Below are 17,118 nucleotides of genomic sequence, written 5' to 3' on the forward strand. Positions count from 1 at the left end.
TGAAGACCAACAGTCAGGAGAACCTCATGGGAAAGACACTTGTCGTCGGCGCTGGTGGCGTCAGCCATGCCGCCGTTCATAAGATGGCGATGAATGCCGATATCTTCAGCGAGATCACGCTGGCGAGCCGCACCAAATCCAAATGTGACGACATCGCCGCAAGTGTGAAAGAACGCGTGGGTGTTGATATCAAGACCGCGGAACTGGACGCCATGGATGTGGCCGCCACGGTTGCCCTGATCAAAGAGACCGGTGCAGAGCTTCTGGTGAACCTCGCCCTGCCGTATCAGGATCTGGTGCTGATGGATGCCTGCCTTGAAGCGGGTTGCCACTATCTGGACACCGCAAACTACGAGCCCGAAGATGTGGCCAAGTTTGAATACCACTGGCAGTGGGCCTATCAGGACAAATTCAAAGAAGCAGGCCTGACCGCCATCCTCGGCTCCGGCTTTGATCCGGGCGTGACCTCTGTCTTTGCCACCTGGCTGAAAAAGCACAAGCTCGACACCATCCGCCAGATCGACATTCTGGATGCCAATGGCGGCGACAACGGTCAGGCCTTTGCCACCAACTTCAACCCGGAGATCAACCTGCGCGAAGTGCTCGCCGAGGTGCGTCACTGGGAAAACGGCGCATGGCAGCACAGCCCGGCGCTGACCAACAAGGTGGAATTCGACTTCCCCGGTGTTGGCACAAAAAACATGTATCAGATGTATCACGAAGAGCTGGAAAGCCTCGCGACGCATTTCCCGGAAATCGAGCGCGCGCGTTTCTGGATGACCTTTGGCGATGCCTACATCATGCACGCTACGGTGCTGCAGAACGTCGGCATGACCCGCATTGATCCGGTGATGCATGACGGCAAGGAAATCATTCCGATCCAGTTCCTGAAAACCCTGCTGCCCGATCCCGGTGATCTGGGCGCGCTGACCAAAGGCAAAGCCTGCATTGGCGACATTGCCACCGGTCAGGCCAAAGACGGCTCCGGCGAGAAGACCTATTACATCTACAACATCTGCGATCACGAAGAGTGCTATGCAGAGGTTGGCTCTCAGGCGGTCTCCTACACCACCGGCGTGCCCGCCATGATCGGCGCTGCGCAGGTGCTGAAAGGCAACTGGAAAGAGCCCGGCGTGTGGAACATGGAGCAGCTCGACCCTGACAACTTCATGGACATGCTGAATGCACACGGCCTGCCTTGGCAGGTGCATGAACTCGACGGTCCGGTCAATTTCTAAACCCCAAGCGGCGGCCTCATGCGTGCCGCCCCTTCCTCTTGCCCAAAATATCCCGGGGGAGTCACCGCCTGCGGTGACGGGGGCAGTGCCCCCTCCTACCTTCGCCGCGTGGAGCCAAAGATGTCTGATATGATGCAAACCCAGGCCGGGGACGCAGGCGCGTTTCGCGACTTCGATCTCAGCCGTGTGCCAAGCCCCTGTTTTGTGGTGGATGAGGCTGCCATCACCCGCAACCTGCGTATCCTCAAAGATGTCTCTGACCGCTCTGGAGCCCATGTGCTGAGCGCGCTCAAAGCCTTCTCCATGTTCTCTTTGGCGCCATTGGTGCGCCAATACCTCGGCGGCACCTGCGCCAGCGGCATATATGAGGCCCGTTTGGGCCGCGAAGAATACGGCGGCAAAGTTGCCACTTTCTGCGCCGGCTACAAAGACGCAGACATCGACGACATCCTCGCGCTCTCTGACCACATCATCTTCAATAGCCCCGCACAGAAAAACCGCTTTCTGAACAAAGCCCTCGCGGCCAAGGTTCAGGTCGGCCTGCGCATCAATCCAGAACACTCCGAGGGCGAAATTCCCAAATACGACCCCTGCGCGCGCTGCTCGCGTTTGGGCACTCCGGTGAGCCAGCTCACCCCGGACATTATGGAAGGCGTGGATGGTCTGCACATGCATACTTTGTGTGAGCAGGGTTTTGACCCTCTGGCGCGCACATGGGCGGCGGTGGAGCCCAAACTGCGCCCCTATCTGGCGGATCTCAAATGGCTCAACTTCGGCGGCGGGCACCACATCACCCGGGCGGATTATGACCGCGACGCGCTGATATCCTTCATCCAGGAAATCCGCGCAACCTATGGTGTGGAGGTCTATCTGGAGCCGGGCGAGGCGGTGGCACTGGATGCGGGCATTCTGGTTGGGGAAATTCTTGATCTGCCCACCAACGGTATGGATTTGGCGATCACAGACATTTCCGCCACCTGCCACATGCCTGACGTGATCGAAGCCCCCTATCGCCCCGCCCTTCTGGATGAGGCAGACGTGGGACACAGCTATCGACTTGGCGGCCCCTCCTGCCTCGCGGGCGACGTGATTGGCGACTACACTTGGGCGCAGCCGCTTGAGATCGGCCAGCGCTTCGCCTTCCTCGATCAGGCGCATTATTCCATGGTGAAAACCAACACGTTCAACGGCGTGCCCTTGCCCGCCATTGCGTTGTGGAACAGCGAAACCGACGCGCTCAAAATGGTGCGCGAATTTGACTACACCGATTTTAAGGAGCGCCTGTCATGAGCGTTTTTCTGGACAGCGAACTGACTGAAGCCGAGCGCACTGAGGACGCGTTTTTCCACGTGATCCCCGTGCCGCTGGAGCGCACCGTATCTTATGGCGCGGGCACAGAGGCTGGCCCCGCCGCAATCATCGAAGCTTCCAATGAGCTTGAGCGGCTCTGTAAAGGTATCGAACCCTGCGCCAAAGGCATCTACACCCACGCCGCGCTGGACTGCGACGGCCCGCTGCCAGAGGTCATGGAGCGACTGGCGGCCAAAACCGAAGCCGTTGTGAAAGCAGGCAAACTGCCCGTCACACTCGGCGGCGAGCATTCCCTCAGCTACGGCGCGGTCAGCGGCGTGGCCCGCGCCTTGGGCCAACCCATCGGCATCGTGCAAATCGACGCCCATGCGGATCTGCGCATCGCCTATCAGGGCGAAAAACACTCCCATGCCTCGGTTATGCATCTTCTATCTGAGGATGGCATCCGGCTGGCCCAATTCGGCGTCCGCGCACTCTGCCCGCAAGAGGCAAAAAGTCGCAAAGAAAACAACGTCTTTCATGTCGATGCTGAGGAGATCGTGGTCAACAACATCCACGCCATCGACCTGCCCGAAGACTTCCCGGAGCTGGTCTACGTGAGCTTTGACGTAGACGGGCTTGACCCAAGCCAGATGCCTGCCACCGGCACGCCGGTCCCCGGCGGCCTCGGCTTCTACCAGGCGCTGCATCTGGTCGAACACGCCCTCAAAGGCCGCCGCTGCGTGGGCTTTGATGTGGTTGAACTGGCCCCAAATGGCGAAGAAGCGTGGAATTTCACCGCCGCCCAGATCGTATATCGCCTGATGGCTTTGTGACAACAATGTAGCTGACATAGCCCGTCACATTACCCTTGGGTTGTTGTTGACATCAGATAAACAACTCACATTAAGTACAATTAGAAATTGAACTTAAGGAAATATTAATGAACTTCAGAACTTCAAACCTCGTGATCGCACTTTTGGCAGCACCAGCCTTGAGCGCATGCGGTGGTGGCGGCGGTGACGAAACAATAGCATTTACAAGTGTCAGTGAGCTCCCAGACGACGGGACAGTACGGTTGGAAGGACGCGGAAACTCAGCGAATTTCCGGGTAAACGCCAGCACGGGAGAGTTAACGCTCAACGATCGCCAAACAGATCAGGCTGCGCGTTTGGACATCAAACGATCAGGCGGAAACGCAACAAATATATTGGCTAGTGCAGGCAGCGCAACTGTGTCTTTTGATACCAACGCCTCACCACTGACCGCAGTGCGCGATCTAGCAGCATTCGCGAGTCCGGACGGCGAACAAATTGCAGTTTTTGGCATTGGTGATGCGCTCACAGACTATGAGCATCAAACGTTCGGCGCCTGGATAGATGGATTTGGATCTGACAACGGAAGCATTGCGACAGCATCGGTGGGCGCCCGTACCGACGCAGCAAATCTGCCCACGAATTCAGCGAGCTACAGAGGGCAGACTGTCGGTTTGGCACAGTTGAATGACGGCAATACCTACCTAGCTGATTCCGAACTAACGGTTAGCACGTCAGATTTCAGAACATTGAATTTAGACAGCACCAACACAATAGTTGAAAACTTAGATACTTTCGTAGTCCGCTCTGAATCCGATCTCAACTTCACAGGAACAGCCACTGTATCTGGCTCCGGTTTCAGCGGTAACATCTCTGGCACAGCTGTAAACGGCAATATCGAAGGCAATTTTTTCGGACCAAACGCCGAAGAAGTGGGCGGTGTTTTCGATTCTCAGTCCGGTGACACAGCCTACATCGGCAGCTTTGGCGCAGTGCGTAATTAAATAGAGAGACCGCAGCGGTTTTGGCCGCCCGCTCTCCGGGCGGTCTCTATCCAAGCGTCACGCTAGATAAGCTCTCGAATGCCTTTCAAAAATACAGCCATCACAGTGATGCTCGCGCTCGTGCTGAGCGGCGGTGGAGCAAACGCAAAGCCCTTAGAAACTCAAGCTCAGATCGAGCGATACTTTCTCTCGGGACTGGCCAATGTAGAGGCTAGTCAGCCTGAAAAAGCCATTCCGGTGTTTCTTGAGATTTTGGCTCAGGATCCCTCGCTGGTGCGTGTCCGTCTAGAATTGGCGCGCGCTTACTTCAATGCCGAAGACTGGCAACGCGCCCGTCAAGAATTCTTCATCGTGCTTTCAGCCGATCTGCCCGAACCGGTGAAAGACCGTGTTCTGGCCTTTATCCGTGCAATCGACAGCCGCCGGGGCTTTGATTGGGATCTCAGCCTGTCTGTGGTCAAGGTTGGCAATCAACGCCGCTATGCCTCAGACACGGTCTTGGTGGACTCCGGCGGCGTTATGCTGCCCTTTGTATTTGATCGTGAAACATCAGACGAATTTGGCCTCCGAGCTGTTGGTGCGCTGAATTTTCGCAGACCCATCGCATCATTGAGCTCCGCCAAAGCCGCTATCAGTGGATTTGCCACCTTGGGTTTCGATCTGACCGAGGCAAAGACCAGCACCTATGATGACGCTATTTTCAGCCTCACCGCTGGGGTTCGCACTGCTAGATCACAGCTTACCTACGCCTTCGCGCCTTCGATAAGCACCCGCTACATTGCGGGCTCAAAATACGAAGATAGGTTCGGCTTGATTGCGAATTTTGAACGCCGGGGCCAAGAAGGTGGATCGGTGTTTGGACGCGCTACCTTTTTTGACGTCTCAAATGCCCGTAACGAAGCGCTCTCTGGCCATATCACCTCCGCAAGCCTTGGTGTGCGACAGGCTATTAACGGGCGTGCAATCCTTGGGATTTCTGGCCGTATCGAACGTGAAAATGTACCAAGTGCGCAAGAGGATGCGGTTACCACGCAAATCACAGCCTTTGGCACCTTTGAGATGAAATACGGCCTGACCGCCCAACCCAGCCTCTACTTCCGCTACAAAGACCTTAAAAATCCGAGTCCGATCCTTCCCGCAAGCCCGGATGAGAAGACTTACGGAGCGCAGCTTCGGGTGGAGAAAAACGACTGGTTCATAGCTGGCAGCTATACGCCATTCGTTGAGGTCAGCTATGAGGAAACCCGCAGCGACATTGCGGCTTTCAGCTACACCGAGACCCGTAGCCGAATTGGCATCACACGGCGTTTTTGAGCGCCTGTGATTGCTGGTCTTTAGCCCAATCCACAAAAAACAAAAAAGCCCTCAGGTCGTTGAGACCTAAGGGCTTTTTATGGCTCCGGCGGTAGGGATCGAACCTACGACCAATTGATTAACAGTCAACTGCTCTACCGCTGAGCTACGCCGGAACATGCATCTCTGAGCTGCCTCAGAAGGTGTGGCGGGGTATAGCTTTGCTTTTCAGAGACGTCCAGAGGATTTTTGGAAGTTTTTTGAAATTCCGCAAAAAACTTTTACAGAGGTTCAAAAACCGCCTCAGCGCTTAATCCACCCGGCGCAGTCACCATATTTTTCCTATATAAATCAATGAGGTGCGCAAAGACATTGCGCGCGGCTGCGGGCAACAAAGCAGCGGGGGTTTCCACGTAAATCACCTCAGCAACCGCTTGAGCGGTGGCCGGCCCGTCTTGCAAGGCTTTCAGGATCTCTGCCTCCCGCCCCTTGCGATGCATCATCAGCCAATCAAGGCGCCCTGCAGGATCGTCAATCGGTGCCCCATGGCCCGCGTGAAACACTCGCCAATCGCGTGCGCGCAGCTTTTCGCAGGACGCCATGAAATCTGTCAGATCCCCGTCAGGCGGCGACACCAGCGAACTGGCCCAGCCCATCACATGATCTCCGCAGAAACAGATGTCCCCCATCGCCAGCGAAATGTGATTTCCGAAATGTCCGGGCGTGTGGATCACCTCAAGCGCCCAGCCACGCCCGCGCAGCACTTCGCCTTCGCAGACCACCCGGTCCGGCATAAAATCCGCATCGACGCCCTCCCCGCCGCCTGCCAGGCCGCTGTCTGCGAGCTCCTGCATAACTGCGCTGCGCCCGGCGTCCACATCCCCATAGGCATAGATCGGTGCCCCGGTTTCCTCAGACAAAGCTTTGGCCAGCGGTGAATGGTCCAGATGTGCGTGGGTGACGATAATATGGGTGATGCTCTGCCCAGGTGTCAGCGCTGCGAGGATGGCTTGCAGATGTTGGGCATTCTGCGGACCCGGATCAATCACCGCGATCTCTGTTTCGCCAATCAGATAGGTGTTGGTGCCGCGAAAGGTCATGGGTGACGGGTTGGGACACAACAGCCGGCGCACATTGGGTTCCAATTGCTCGGGCACACCGGTTTCAGGGTTGAAAGCCAAGATTTGCGGGTCCATGGTCGTCCTCTCGGGATAGTCAATGACCAAGGTGTAGGCATGTTTTTTCGCTGGCTCAAACACTATATGCCGCGCAGCCTCTACGGGCGGGCGGCACTGATCCTGATCCTCCCGGTGGTGCTTTTGCAGGTGGTGGTGTCTTTTGTCCTGGTCAGCCGCCATTTTGAAGGCGTGACAGAACAGATGACCTTTGCCACATCGCGCGAAGTCATGCTGGTTCTTGAGGCCATGGAGGTGAGCGACACCTACCCGGACGCACTGCCCACCGTATTGGAAACGCTGGATATCTCGGTGTCCCACCCCGAGGCGCTCGCCACAGAGGACACCCGCCTTTGGTATGATTTCTCCGGCATCATTATGACGCGCGATTTCAAGAAGCTGCTGCCGAATGTGCAGGCCGTCGAGCTGGTTGATGACAGCAAGGTGGTGCTGAGTCTGGCCACAGCCTCGGGCCCTTTGGTGGTGGAGTTTGACCGCAAGCGCGTATCGGCCTCCAATTCCCATCAGCTGTTTGTGAACATGCTGGTCTTTGGGGCGCTCCTGACATTTGTCGCCTATCTCTATCTACGCAATCAGCTGCGCCCCATCAAACGGCTGGCGGTGGCCGCCGAGGCCTTCGGGCGCGGGCATTCCCTGCCCTACTCTCCGCGCGGCGCTATCGAAGTGCGCGCGGCGGGCAATGCCTTTTTGGACATGCGCGCCCGAATTGAGCGCCAGATCGAACAGCGCACGCTCATGCTATCCGGCGTCAGCCACGATCTGCGCACGCCGCTCACGCGCTTCAAACTCGGGCTGTCGCTTTTGGAGGACGAAGACCGCGAGCCGCTGGAGAAAGACGTTGAGGAGATGCAGCGCATGCTGGATGCTTTTCTTGATTTTGCCCGAGGCGTATATGCGGACGAAAGCGAAGACACCGATCCAACGGCGCTCGTGGAGAATCTCGTCAACAGCTACACCCGCAGCGGCGCAGCGGTCACTCTGAATGAACCGGTCGGGGCGGGCGAAATTCCGCTGCGCCCGGCCAGTGTCCGCCGCGCCGTCGACAATCTGATCGGCAACGCCATCCGCTATGGCACCCGTGCCGAAGTCTCCGTCGAGATCACCGAGAAATACGTCCGTATACGGGTGGAGGATGACGGCCCCGGCATCGCGCCGGAGCGCTATGAAGAAGCCCTGAAACCCTTTGCGCGGCTGGAACCGGGCCGCAACCAGAACAAAGGCATGGGGGTGGGATTGGGCCTGTCCATCGCCGCCGATGTGGCACGCGCGCATGGTGGCATCCTGCGCCTTGGCGAAAGCACAAAGCTTGGCGGGCTGCGCGCCGATCTTGTCCTTGGGCGCTGAACCCGCGGAAACGTCGGCTCAGCTTTACACCCGCCACCGAAGGCGGTAGCACTCAGGTCACCCTTCTGCGACGGAAAAGACAAATAAAAGGAAGCGTTATGCGTATTGGAAACCGTGACATTGGCCCCAATCACCCGCCCCTCGTGATCGCAGAGATTGGCATCAATCATGGCGGCGACCTTGCCGTGGCCAAAGAGATGGTGCGCCTTGCCGCCCTGTCCGGCTGTGAAATGGTCAAACATCAGACCCATTTTGTGGATGATGAAATGACCGAAGAGGCCAAGCAGATTTTCCCGCCGAACGCCGATGTCTCGATCTGGGAAGTGATGGAGCAGTGCGCTCTGTCCGGCGAGGAAGAACTGGAGCTGATGCGCTACACCGAAGAGTTGGGTATGATCTTCATCTCAACGCCGTTTTCGCGCAAAGCCGCTGATTTTCTGGCCGAGGCGGATGTGCCCGCTTTCAAAATCGGCTCTGGTGAGGCCGATAACCTGCCCCTGATCCGCCACATCGCGTCCTTTGGCAAACCTGTGATCATGTCCACCGGCATGCAGACCATCGAAACCATGCAGCGCTCTGTCGCCATCCTCGAAGAGGCCGGCGTCGAATATGCCCTGCTGGAATGCACCAACCTCTACCCGTCCCCGCCTGAAATCGTTTCCCTGCGCGGCGTGACCGATCTGAAAGAAGCCTTCCCAAACGCGGTTGTGGGCTTCTCTGACCACTCTATCGGCCCGGAAATGGCACTAGCCTCTGTGGCGCTTGGCGCCTGTATTCTGGAGCGTCATTATACCGACACCCGCTACCGTCAGGGCCCCGATATCATCAACTCGATGGACCCATCCGAGCTGCGATTTTTGATCGAGCGCTCCCGCGAGATCTGGATTGCGGCCAACAACCCCAAACAACGTACTGAGGCCGAAGAGCCCGTCTATGCCTTCGCCCGCGCTTCTGTCGTGGCCGATAAAGACCTGCCCGCAGGCCATGTGATCACCGAGCAAGACATCTGGGCCCGCCGCCCGGGCTCCGGCGAAATTCCAGGCTACGACTTTGACAAGGTTGTTGGCAAAACCCTGACACGCGCAGTCACCCGCAACACCCAGCTGAAGTGGGAAGATCTGGAGGGATAAAAAACAAGCCTTCTCCGCGAGGTGAACTTCTCTTAGAGAATATCAAAGACGTCATGCGCAGCATCTCAGGTGCTGCGCATTTTCGTTGGTTCAGGCTTTCGTCCCGCCCCAAATGCCATAGGTCTCTCGGAAGTAGTCAATGCACGCACGATTGGCCGCAATGCGGTCATGCCCCATGTAGACAAACTTCCTAAGTGCCGCGTCGCTGCCTTCGTTTTTGGGTTCCTTGGACCGAATTTTGTTGTCGGTGTTCAGCCAGATTGGAATACCTCGGCGTTCAAGACATCCGGACAGCCAAACATCATCAACCGTCCAAAGCACGTCAGGGATATCATAACATGCCTCGTCAAAGAACTCTGGGCGCACGAGCACACCGCCCCACCCCTCCAGAATGTCAACATAACCTGAACTCAGCGCCTTACTTGGCTTCCACTTGCCAAAAGTTGCAGCCCGCTTCGCACGATATTTCCAATCCTTTACCAAAAACTGCGCGCGTGGCCCTCTGCTCCCTTGCCAGCCATCATGCGCATAGACCGGATTATCCAAATGCCCGGCCTCTTCTACGATGCAGCAATCTGGGTGCGCTTTGGCAGCATCCACGTAGCGTTGAGCCCATTGGTTATCATAGAGCTTGTCGTCATCGCAGAACAGAATCTGCACATCTTGTCCGGCATACTCGCGCGCGGCCGGAAGAACCTTGGTCGCAGGCCCAAGATCTTCGTCAATAACGCGCAGATTTACTCCTTCAGGTACAACCGGCAGATCCGCAGCATCATAGTCAAAACGACGATATTTGCGCGCCACATAGAGGTTGATTTCAGCGATATCAGCAGTTTGCTCCAGAAGACGAGCAAGGTTTTTGTCAACATGCGGAAACCGTGGGGGGACCGTCGTGAGAGAAAGGACGAGTTTGGTCACGTTATCAATCCTGCAAAGAGCCGCCAAAGCCGACCCAGTAGTCAACCATCCATGGCACGCGCCCGCGCCCATAATGCGGGAACCGATCCCAATTGCCACGCGGCGGATTGATTAGGTCAATCGGCCGCGGAATGCCATGAAAACAAAGAATCTTTGCACTGGGCGGATTCGGATGTTTGAAACGATCAACGCCGAGGGGCTGGCGCAAATGGTACTTGAAGCTCTGAATCCAATCATCAGGCCAGTATTGGATGTCGCCAAATCCGAGCGAGCCGAACTCTCCGTGCAGAAAGTCCTGTTCGTTTTCATAGGTCGACAGGTGACCATTCATATTCTCATTAAGTCGATCAACAACAGCACCTAACGCGCTTATATCAAAAGCAAAAATGCCCGTACCTGTTCTCGGCGCACCAGATTTATAGCGCCAGGGCCGAGAATCCAGGCAAACAAATGCGCCCGCAAAATCGAACATTTCTGCGAGATCTCCCGAAATGACCGTGTCGAGGTCGATAAACAACGCCCGACCACTCAAACCATAGAGTTCTTTTGAAAACACACCCAATTTGGGCCACGCGCCAGCTCCCCAGGCCGACTTAGGCAACCCGAGATCAGGGATATCATAGGCCTCGACCCCATCAACAAATCCAGTGTTGTCATCTGTGAGGCAGACGAAACGAAACGGGACGGACATGTGCGCTTTGCAGGCATTGTAAAGTACGTTCACATATTCAGCCGAATACAGCGTACCCCACTTCATCGTCAAAATAATGCGATCCAATATAATGCCCTCCGCGCGATCGTCTCTTTTGTTCTCGGAAGAGAAACTGCGTGAACTCGTGCTATGCGCTATGCAATTTGTTGTCCAGAAAAGATCTTCGCCCGACAGCGCTGGCTTGGCACCGGCATAAGCATCTCGATGAATTACTGCTAAGCTGGACTTTGGCTGCGTCAATAATCGGGTATTTCAGAAACGCGCCACACGCCTAGGGATTTGTCACTGCGACTGCCCTTCACACCCGGCATACTTTCATCAATGGTGTAAACCGGAGCCCCAAAAGAGAACGGCGGCTTGGTCAGGTCCAATGCCCGCCAATATCCGGTAGCAATGTCTTCGTTGGATTGAACCGTCGGATTTGTCGTGGTGATCAACCACGTTGAGCCCGAAGCCTTGATGTTGCGTAAGGCGTCCATGACATGGGCATTTGACAAGTGAACCAAACAATCGCGGGTAAACACAATATCATGACGCGGCACCGGACCTTCGATTAGATTGATGACTTCGAAAGTCACGCCTTCACGACCATATTGTTTTTGGTTTTCTGCAATAAGATCGGAAACGATATCACCACCGGTGTATTTGGAAACGCCGAGATCGACTGTGCGCATCCAAAAAAAGTCGCCGCAAGGCAGGTCAAGAAAGCTATTTGCATCGAGCGTCCTGACCATTTTGGGCAATGCTTCGCGAACAGATTGTGTTGTGTTCAAGTTAGACCCTTTTCCTGAACGGCTATCAGGATCCCCCCATTTGTTGGTTCTGTAGTACTTGGAGAAAATTTCAGATGGTTCTTGTTTGGAAAGCTTCCAAGACCGCATCCGCGATTTGAAATCCGACAGCAGTTTCATTTGGTAATCAAGGACCTCTAGATTTGGAACACAACTGCGATCAAACCCTATTACCAAGGTTCTATCTATCGCTTTGATGTCTCAACTCATAGTGTTGCGCCAAAGGCTCAGGCAACACAAGCTCTCTGGCGGGTTCCTCGCGAGAAATTGCGGCCCGCCCCATGCTTGAGCTTCAAGAAGCTGTCAATTAAGGTCCGACGATCAAGGCGCAAATTCTATCGAGACTGCTATGACCCGCTCCCTCCTCTTCCTCACCGGCACCCGCGCGGATTTTGGCAAGCTGGAACCGCTCGCCGTTGCGGCGCGGGATGCAGGCTTTGACGTGACTTTTTTCATCACCGGCATGCATATGCTGGCGCGCTACGGGCTGACCAAGATCGAGGTGCACCGCATGCCTGGTGTGACCAAACACGAATTCCTCAACCAGCGCCCCGCTGACTCCCAGGACATCATTCTGGCCAAAACCGTGGTGGGGTTTTCAGACTACATCACTGAGACCAAGCCGGATCTGGTGGTCGTACATGGGGACCGTATCGAGGCGCTTGCCGGCGCGCTTGTGGCGGCGACCAACTATATCCCCTGCGCCCATATTGAAGGCGGCGAGGTCTCCGGCACGATTGACGAGATCTACCGCCACTGCAACACCAAGCTCTCCAGCCACCATTTTGTCAGCTCAGACGCGGCCAAAAAACGCGTGATGGCGATGGGAGAGCCAGAGGGTGCGATCCATGTGATCGGCTCACCAGAGCTTGATTTCCACGCCGGACCTTCCGGTGTGACGCTCGATCAGGTCAAAGCGCATTATGACATTCCGTTTGACGATTTTGGTCTGGTGACCTTCCATCCGGTCACCTCAGAGCAGGCCACCATGGGCGCACAGGCGAAAGACCTGTTTGATGAATTGAACGCATCGGGCAAAAACTTCATCGTGATTGCGCCCAACAATGATCCCGGTTCTGAAGATATCTTCAAAGTGCTCGACGCGCTGCCCAAAGACCGTTTCCGCCAATACCCGTCGATGCGGTTCAATCATTTCTCAGAGCTGATGAAAAATGCCGCCTGTATGATTGGCAACTCCTCCGCAGGGGTGCGCGAAGCGCCGTTCCTTGGTCTGCCATCACTGGACGTGGGCACCCGTCAGACCAACCGCGCGCAAGCCGGGTCTGTGGTGTCTTGCGCCGCCTCAGATCGCGCTGCGATCCGTGATTTCCTGTCCAGCCAATGGGGCAAGCCCCACGCACCGCACACGGGCTTTGGTGAAGGCCATTCCGCAGATCGCTTTGTGGATCTGCTCAACAGCGACACATTCTGGACCCAGGGTCTGCAAAAAGCCTTTCAGGACAACGCCGGAATGGCTTGATGTTTCAGGACATATCCATGTCCACCTTCCCTGTGAAACGCCGCGCCTCCCATGCGCGCGCAATCAACAGGCTGCTGTCACGCATGGTGTCAAAACGGGGGATCAGCGGGTTGCCTGATGTGCCCTGACCCCGCACAAGCGCCAGAAAATCACGCATCATATCCATGAACATGTCATTGCGTTCAAACACATAGGGCGTGGTCTCTATACCCTGTCCTATATCCTCAGACAGGCTCGGCGCAAGAAAGTCCAGATCCACCACGCGGTCACGCCCCCGCAGCGCCGCCCTGCGCAGCGATACGGGTGAGACATAATCCATCGAAATGGTGCCCACCGCACCGGTGGCCGCGACAACATCCACTCGGGTGGCAAAATCAATCTTCGGGAAGTCTTTATGTGCAAGTGCCCGCACATCAGAAATCTCTAGCGATCCCATTACTGCCAGCGCCAGATCCATCTCGTGGCAAAGATCCATCAAGACACCGCCGCCTTCCGGCTCTGCGGCGTAGCTCCCGGCAAAAGACCAGTTCTCCCGCCATTGGCGCACGTCATGGCCGATCTCGAATGAAAACCCGTAGGTCTGACTCATATCCAGCGCGGCCAGCGCCCGCACCGCCGGGTGATAGCGCATCATGAAGCCGACCATGGAGCGCGCCGCCACAGGGGCCGCGGCCGCATGAATGGCCTCGACCTGCGCCACCCGCCAGGCCAGCGGTTTTTCCGCATAAAACGGCCAGTTGTGCGCGGCGCACATTTCGATCAGCTCCAGACGGATTGGCGTAGAGGTGGCAATCACCACCGCCTCTATGTCTTGCCGCGCCTCAAAGCTGGCGCGGTCAAACCCGCGCCAACCAATAAGCTCCACCGCCTCGCCCAATGCGGCCAGATTGGCCGCATGGCGTTTGCCAATCGAGCCTGCACCGATGACCGCAATCACCACGCGGAGAAGCCCCCATCCACATTGACCATCTGACCGGTCATGTGGCCGGCGTGTTTGCTGGCAAGGAACAGCATCACATCCGCGATTTCATCAGGCTGCGCCATGCGGTCCTGCATGATCAGCGCGCCCACACGTTTCTGGAACTCCTCAGAGTGACCATTGAACACAGCGCCCGGCGCAATGGTGTTCACGGTGGCGTCGCGCTTGGCCCAATAACCTGCGAGCCAGACGGTCATGCCGTGGATGCCCGCTTTGGAGACCCCATAAGCGGAGAAATTCTTGAACGGCATGCCATCATAAATCGGGTGATGCGCGCCGTTGAGCGCATACATCGACGCCACATTGATCAGCGCACTTGGGTACTTGCCCACGATGTCGCGATCCATCTGGCGTGCAATCATGAAAGCACCGGTGAGGTTGGTGCGCATGGTGCGCTCAAAGTCTTCCACGCTGGTGTCGGCAAAATCCGGGAACGGCTTGCCGGCGCCCATCAGCATCTCACCGGTGATGGCGGCGTTGTTGAGCACCACATTGGGCTGCCAGCCATCCGCCATCACCCGCTTGAAGATCTCGACCACCTCTTCTTCGACGCCGACGTTCAGGTCGTAGTAGCCAAAGTTCGGATTGTCGCCATGCGCCTCTTTGAGGGCATCCGCGCGTGCGCCAGGCAGGTCCGTGGCCACAACCTTTGCGCCGACCTCCAGCATGCGGCGCACATAAGTGGAGCCCAAGACGCCGCCAGAGCCCGTGATAAATACCGTGCGTCCGTCCAACTGTTTGTCCATCTTGCGGCCTCCTTCAGCCTTTGCTGTCGAGCTGTTCTTGAAGCAGAAGCTCTACCAATTTGAAATCAAAAGGGGAATCGATGTCGATGCAGCGCTCTGGTGGCATCTCAAACGGGATCACCCGCCCCTCATAAATGGTCTGCGCCTCGCGCAGGTATTTGGGTGCAACCACATAGGTGGAGGCCGCATGCTCATAAACAGTGGGTGCAGCCTGACGGGCCCAGACCCCACCGGGCAAAGGTTTGCTCACATGCAGAGCGCCGGTTTCATCCGGTTCCACGAGGTTGAAATAAGGGTTCTTGCGCGCCTCACAGACGCTCATCACCATGTCTGGCCGCTCTTTTTGGTAAAGCTCCAGCGCCCCCGTGATGTCTTTCGGCAGGCGCAAGGGCGAGGTGCAATCCAGATCCAGAAAGGCTGTGGCCTCTTTGCCCGCTGCTGCCTCTCCAGCTTCCATCGCATGTTGCCACACACCCCATTTGGGCGCTTCATCTGTCGCCAGATGCGCAGGCCGAAGCCCAATCGGCAACGCCCCTTTGGCGACCGCGTGTTCATACATCTCTTCATCATCTGTAGAGACCACAACCGCATCCACCATCGGGTGGGAAAACAGCTGATCCAGCGACCAGTCAATCATCGGCTTGCCGCATAAGTCTTTGAAGTTCTTGCGAACCACCCCTTTGGAGCCTTTGCGTGCTCCGATGTGACCAAGGATCATAAAAGGCTCTCCTGTGTTGCGGGCTCTCTGCGTCTTGCCTGCCAGTATCGCAAGCGCGCCGCGCCCGTCCAGCGCGAAACGACGCGCCGCCCTGTTGTGATCTTGTTACGCAAGCCCCCAAAACCACGCAACGCCAAACTGGCAAACGGCTTGCGCGGAGAATCCGCAAACCATATGTATCGGCTATCTTGTTGGCGCAGAATGATTGATCACACCACCCATGCCGCTTTTCTCCCGCTCCTTCGGCCATTGGCTCACTGATACGGCCATACGCAGCTTTTTGTCTGCGATGCGCAGTCTGCCCTATGAAACGCGCATCAATACCTGCGGTCAGATCATGACCAAAGTGATCGCGCCCCTCACAGGCAACCGCCGCCGCATCCGCGAAAACCTCGCCCTTGTGATGCCGGAGCTGTCAGCGGAGGCGCGCGAAGCCATTGTGCGTGAAGTGCCGGAAACCATGGGGCGGATGCTGATGGAGATGTATTCCGCCGAGGAATTCTCTGCGCGTGTGGCCACCTATCCGATCAAAGGCCCCGGCCTTGCCGCTCTCAAAGCCGCAAAGGAAGAGGGCAAAGGCGCGATGCTGGTCACCGGTCATTTTGGCAACTACCTCGCCGTCCGCGCCGCCCTTCTGGCGCAGGGCATTCCGGTTGGTGGGCTCTACAAAAAGATGTCCAATCCCTATTTCAACGCGCACTATGTGGCTGCGATGGAGGACTTCGGCAAACCCGTGTTTGAGCGTGGCCGCCGCGGCATGTCCGGCATGATCAAGCATCTGCGCAGCGGCGGTTTTCTGGGGATTGTGCAGGATCAGCGTATCAATGATGCCCCTGTGATGGACTTCATGGGCAAACCCGCGCGCACCGCGACCTCTGCTGCCGAACTGGCGCTTAAGTACAAAGTTGATCTTGTGCCCTGCTATGGCATCCGCCAGCCTGACGGCTCCTATGTGATCGAGACCGAGGCTCCGGTGCCACACGCCACTGCAGAAGAAATGACGCAGGCCCTGAACGACAGCCTTGAGGCTCTGATCCGGGCCTATCCCGGTCAATGGATGTGGACCCACAACCGCTGGCGTGGCGCCGGAAATGACACATCTGAGGATCGTGCGCAGTAAATGCCCTGAGCATTCGCTGCAATTTTTCCACAAAATCATCCCATTTGCGCAACTTTTTAACCATTTCGCTCCTTTAGCAAGGTCAGTGACCCTGAAACGACTTTGCGGGTTACTGTTGCCAAAGGAGACTGTTGTGTTCCACGTCCGCTCGTCCACCTACGCCAAACCAGCGCGTCATGCGCGCCTGTTTGAGCTGCTGCGCCAGCAAAATCTGGCCTTAGCGCATGAAGAGGCGCTCGCGCGCCAACCCGTTGATATGTTTAAGGCGGATCACTTTGAATTTCGCGCCGAACGCATGGTGAAACACGCCACAGAGTCCCTGCTGCGCAGCGCCTAACCACCTC

17 protein-coding genes and 1 tRNA gene are annotated in these 17,118 nt (G+C 56.7%); 10 read left to right on the plus strand and 8 right to left on the minus strand.

Annotated elements, in window-relative coordinates:
• Nucleotides 1-26: 26 nt before the first annotated feature.
• The 5 genes from J7400_RS10305 to J7400_RS10325 all read left to right on the plus strand — a co-directional run bounded on the left by J7400_RS10305 (nucleotide 27) and on the right by J7400_RS10325 (nucleotide 5,661).
• Entirely contained in the window at nucleotides 27-1,238 is a 1,212-nt protein-coding gene (locus tag J7400_RS10305) for a saccharopine dehydrogenase family protein (protein WP_209062794.1), read from the plus strand.
• 120 nt (nucleotides 1,239-1,358) lie between these two features.
• On the plus strand, nucleotides 1,359-2,528 hold the full coding sequence (nspC, locus tag J7400_RS10310; protein WP_209062796.1) for a carboxynorspermidine decarboxylase: 1,170 nt from the start codon (nucleotides 1,359-1,361) through the stop codon (nucleotides 2,526-2,528).
• Nucleotides 2,525-3,364 carry an agmatinase gene (gene speB / locus J7400_RS10315; RefSeq protein ID WP_209062798.1) on the plus strand — a complete coding sequence of 280 codons (840 nt, stop codon included), beginning with the start codon at nucleotides 2,525-2,527 and terminating at the stop codon, nucleotides 3,362-3,364. The genes nspC and speB overlap by 4 nt, the downstream gene beginning before the upstream one ends.
• A gap of 107 nt (nucleotides 3,365-3,471) precedes the next feature.
• Nucleotides 3,472-4,347 carry a transferrin-binding protein-like solute binding protein gene (locus J7400_RS10320; protein WP_209062800.1) on the plus strand — a complete coding sequence of 292 codons (876 nt, stop codon included), beginning with the start codon at nucleotides 3,472-3,474 and terminating at the stop codon, nucleotides 4,345-4,347.
• Nucleotides 4,348-4,425: 78 nt separating this feature from the next.
• Nucleotides 4,426-5,661 (plus strand): tetratricopeptide repeat protein, encoded by a 1,236-nt coding sequence (locus tag J7400_RS10325; protein ID WP_209062802.1) that lies wholly within the window; start codon nucleotides 4,426-4,428, stop codon nucleotides 5,659-5,661.
• Between the two features lie 80 nt (nucleotides 5,662-5,741).
• Here J7400_RS10325 and J7400_RS10330 read toward each other — a convergent pair.
• Nucleotides 5,742-5,816, minus strand: a tRNA-Asn gene (locus tag J7400_RS10330).
• A gap of 105 nt (nucleotides 5,817-5,921) precedes the next feature.
• Nucleotides 5,922-6,836, minus strand: coding sequence for an MBL fold metallo-hydrolase (locus tag J7400_RS10335; RefSeq protein ID WP_209062804.1), 915 nt, complete (start codon nucleotides 6,834-6,836; stop codon nucleotides 5,922-5,924).
• Nucleotides 6,837-6,875: 39 nt separating this feature from the next.
• On the opposite strand from J7400_RS10335, the gene J7400_RS10340 reads away from it, so the two are divergent.
• Entirely contained in the window at nucleotides 6,876-8,180 is a 1,305-nt protein-coding gene (locus tag J7400_RS10340) for an ATP-binding protein (RefSeq protein WP_209062806.1), read from the plus strand.
• Nucleotides 8,181-8,278: 98 nt separating this feature from the next.
• The gene (locus tag J7400_RS10345; RefSeq protein WP_209062809.1) at nucleotides 8,279-9,310 is read left to right on the plus strand and encodes an N-acetylneuraminate synthase family protein; all 1,032 of its coding nucleotides are present in this window, start codon (nucleotides 8,279-8,281) and stop codon (nucleotides 9,308-9,310) included.
• 90 nt (nucleotides 9,311-9,400) lie between these two features.
• Here J7400_RS10345 and J7400_RS10350 read toward each other — a convergent pair whose 3' ends face one another.
• The 3 genes from J7400_RS10350 to J7400_RS10360 form a co-directional block, all read right to left on the minus strand.
• Complete coding sequence (locus tag J7400_RS10350; protein WP_209062811.1) at nucleotides 9,401-10,255, minus strand: glycosyltransferase family 2 protein; 855 nt, start codon at nucleotides 10,253-10,255, stop codon at nucleotides 9,401-9,403.
• Nucleotides 10,233-11,006 (minus strand): hypothetical protein, encoded by a 774-nt coding sequence (locus J7400_RS10355; protein WP_209062814.1) that lies wholly within the window; start codon nucleotides 11,004-11,006, stop codon nucleotides 10,233-10,235. The genes J7400_RS10350 and J7400_RS10355 overlap by 23 nt, the downstream gene beginning before the upstream one ends.
• A gap of 170 nt (nucleotides 11,007-11,176) precedes the next feature.
• The gene (locus J7400_RS10360; RefSeq protein ID WP_209062815.1) at nucleotides 11,177-11,851 is read right to left on the minus strand and encodes a class I SAM-dependent methyltransferase; all 675 of its coding nucleotides are present in this window, start codon (nucleotides 11,849-11,851) and stop codon (nucleotides 11,177-11,179) included.
• Nucleotides 11,852-12,080: 229 nt separating this feature from the next.
• Here J7400_RS10360 and neuC point away from each other — a divergent pair, with 229 nt between their 5' ends.
• Nucleotides 12,081-13,211, plus strand: coding sequence for a UDP-N-acetylglucosamine 2-epimerase (gene neuC / locus J7400_RS10365; protein WP_209062817.1), 1,131 nt, complete (start codon nucleotides 12,081-12,083; stop codon nucleotides 13,209-13,211).
• Nucleotides 13,212-13,215: 4 nt separating this feature from the next.
• On the opposite strand, the gene J7400_RS10370 is transcribed toward neuC, so the two are convergent.
• The 3 genes from J7400_RS10370 to J7400_RS10380 are packed head-to-tail and all read right to left on the minus strand — an operon-like array spanning nucleotide 13,216 to nucleotide 15,654.
• Entirely contained in the window at nucleotides 13,216-14,151 is a 936-nt protein-coding gene (locus J7400_RS10370) for a Gfo/Idh/MocA family oxidoreductase (RefSeq protein ID WP_209062819.1), read from the minus strand.
• Nucleotides 14,145-14,936, minus strand: coding sequence for an SDR family oxidoreductase (locus J7400_RS10375; protein WP_209062821.1), 792 nt, complete (start codon nucleotides 14,934-14,936; stop codon nucleotides 14,145-14,147). Before J7400_RS10375 ends, J7400_RS10370 begins: the two co-directional genes overlap by 7 nt.
• A 13-nt stretch (nucleotides 14,937-14,949) precedes the next feature.
• Nucleotides 14,950-15,654 carry an acylneuraminate cytidylyltransferase family protein gene (locus J7400_RS10380; RefSeq protein ID WP_209062823.1) on the minus strand — a complete coding sequence of 235 codons (705 nt, stop codon included), beginning with the start codon at nucleotides 15,652-15,654 and terminating at the stop codon, nucleotides 14,950-14,952.
• 205 nt (nucleotides 15,655-15,859) lie between these two features.
• Here J7400_RS10380 and J7400_RS10385 point away from each other — a divergent pair, with 205 nt between their 5' ends.
• Nucleotides 15,860-16,774 (plus strand): lysophospholipid acyltransferase family protein, encoded by a 915-nt coding sequence (locus J7400_RS10385; RefSeq protein WP_247738733.1) that lies wholly within the window; start codon nucleotides 15,860-15,862, stop codon nucleotides 16,772-16,774.
• Nucleotides 16,746-17,111 (plus strand): hypothetical protein, encoded by a 366-nt coding sequence (locus J7400_RS10390; RefSeq protein ID WP_209062825.1) that lies wholly within the window; start codon nucleotides 16,746-16,748, stop codon nucleotides 17,109-17,111. Before J7400_RS10385 ends, J7400_RS10390 begins: the two co-directional genes overlap by 29 nt.
• The last annotated feature ends 7 nt before the right edge of the window (nucleotides 17,112-17,118 follow it).

It is taken from the genome of Shimia sp. R9_2 (assembly GCF_017743735.1).
Lineage (GTDB): Bacteria > Pseudomonadota > Alphaproteobacteria > Rhodobacterales > Rhodobacteraceae > Shimia.

Coding starts and splice junctions, on each gene's coding strand:
- J7400_RS10345 (WP_209062809.1), top strand. CDS start 8,279: ATGCGTATTGGAAACCGTGACATTGGCCCCAATCACCCGCCCCTCGTG.
- J7400_RS10320 (WP_209062800.1), top strand. CDS start 3,472: ATGAACTTCAGAACTTCAAACCTCGTGATCGCACTTTTGGCAGCACCA.
- J7400_RS10335 (WP_209062804.1), bottom strand. CDS start 6,836: ATGGACCCGCAAATCTTGGCTTTCAACCCTGAAACCGGTGTGCCCGAG.
- J7400_RS10390 (WP_209062825.1), top strand. CDS start 16,746: ATGACACATCTGAGGATCGTGCGCAGTAAATGCCCTGAGCATTCGCTG.
- J7400_RS10305 (WP_209062794.1), top strand. CDS start 27: ATGGGAAAGACACTTGTCGTCGGCGCTGGTGGCGTCAGCCATGCCGCC.
- J7400_RS10325 (WP_209062802.1), top strand. CDS start 4,426: ATGCCTTTCAAAAATACAGCCATCACAGTGATGCTCGCGCTCGTGCTG.
- J7400_RS10340 (WP_209062806.1), top strand. CDS start 6,876: ATGTTTTTTCGCTGGCTCAAACACTATATGCCGCGCAGCCTCTACGGG.
- J7400_RS10375 (WP_209062821.1), bottom strand. CDS start 14,936: ATGGACAAACAGTTGGACGGACGCACGGTATTTATCACGGGCTCTGGC.
- J7400_RS10360 (WP_209062815.1), bottom strand. CDS start 11,851: ATGAAACTGCTGTCGGATTTCAAATCGCGGATGCGGTCTTGGAAGCTT.
- neuC (WP_209062817.1), top strand. CDS start 12,081: ATGACCCGCTCCCTCCTCTTCCTCACCGGCACCCGCGCGGATTTTGGC.
- nspC (WP_209062796.1), top strand. CDS start 1,359: ATGTCTGATATGATGCAAACCCAGGCCGGGGACGCAGGCGCGTTTCGC.
- speB (WP_209062798.1), top strand. CDS start 2,525: ATGAGCGTTTTTCTGGACAGCGAACTGACTGAAGCCGAGCGCACTGAG.
- J7400_RS10380 (WP_209062823.1), bottom strand. CDS start 15,654: ATGATCCTTGGTCACATCGGAGCACGCAAAGGCTCCAAAGGGGTGGTT.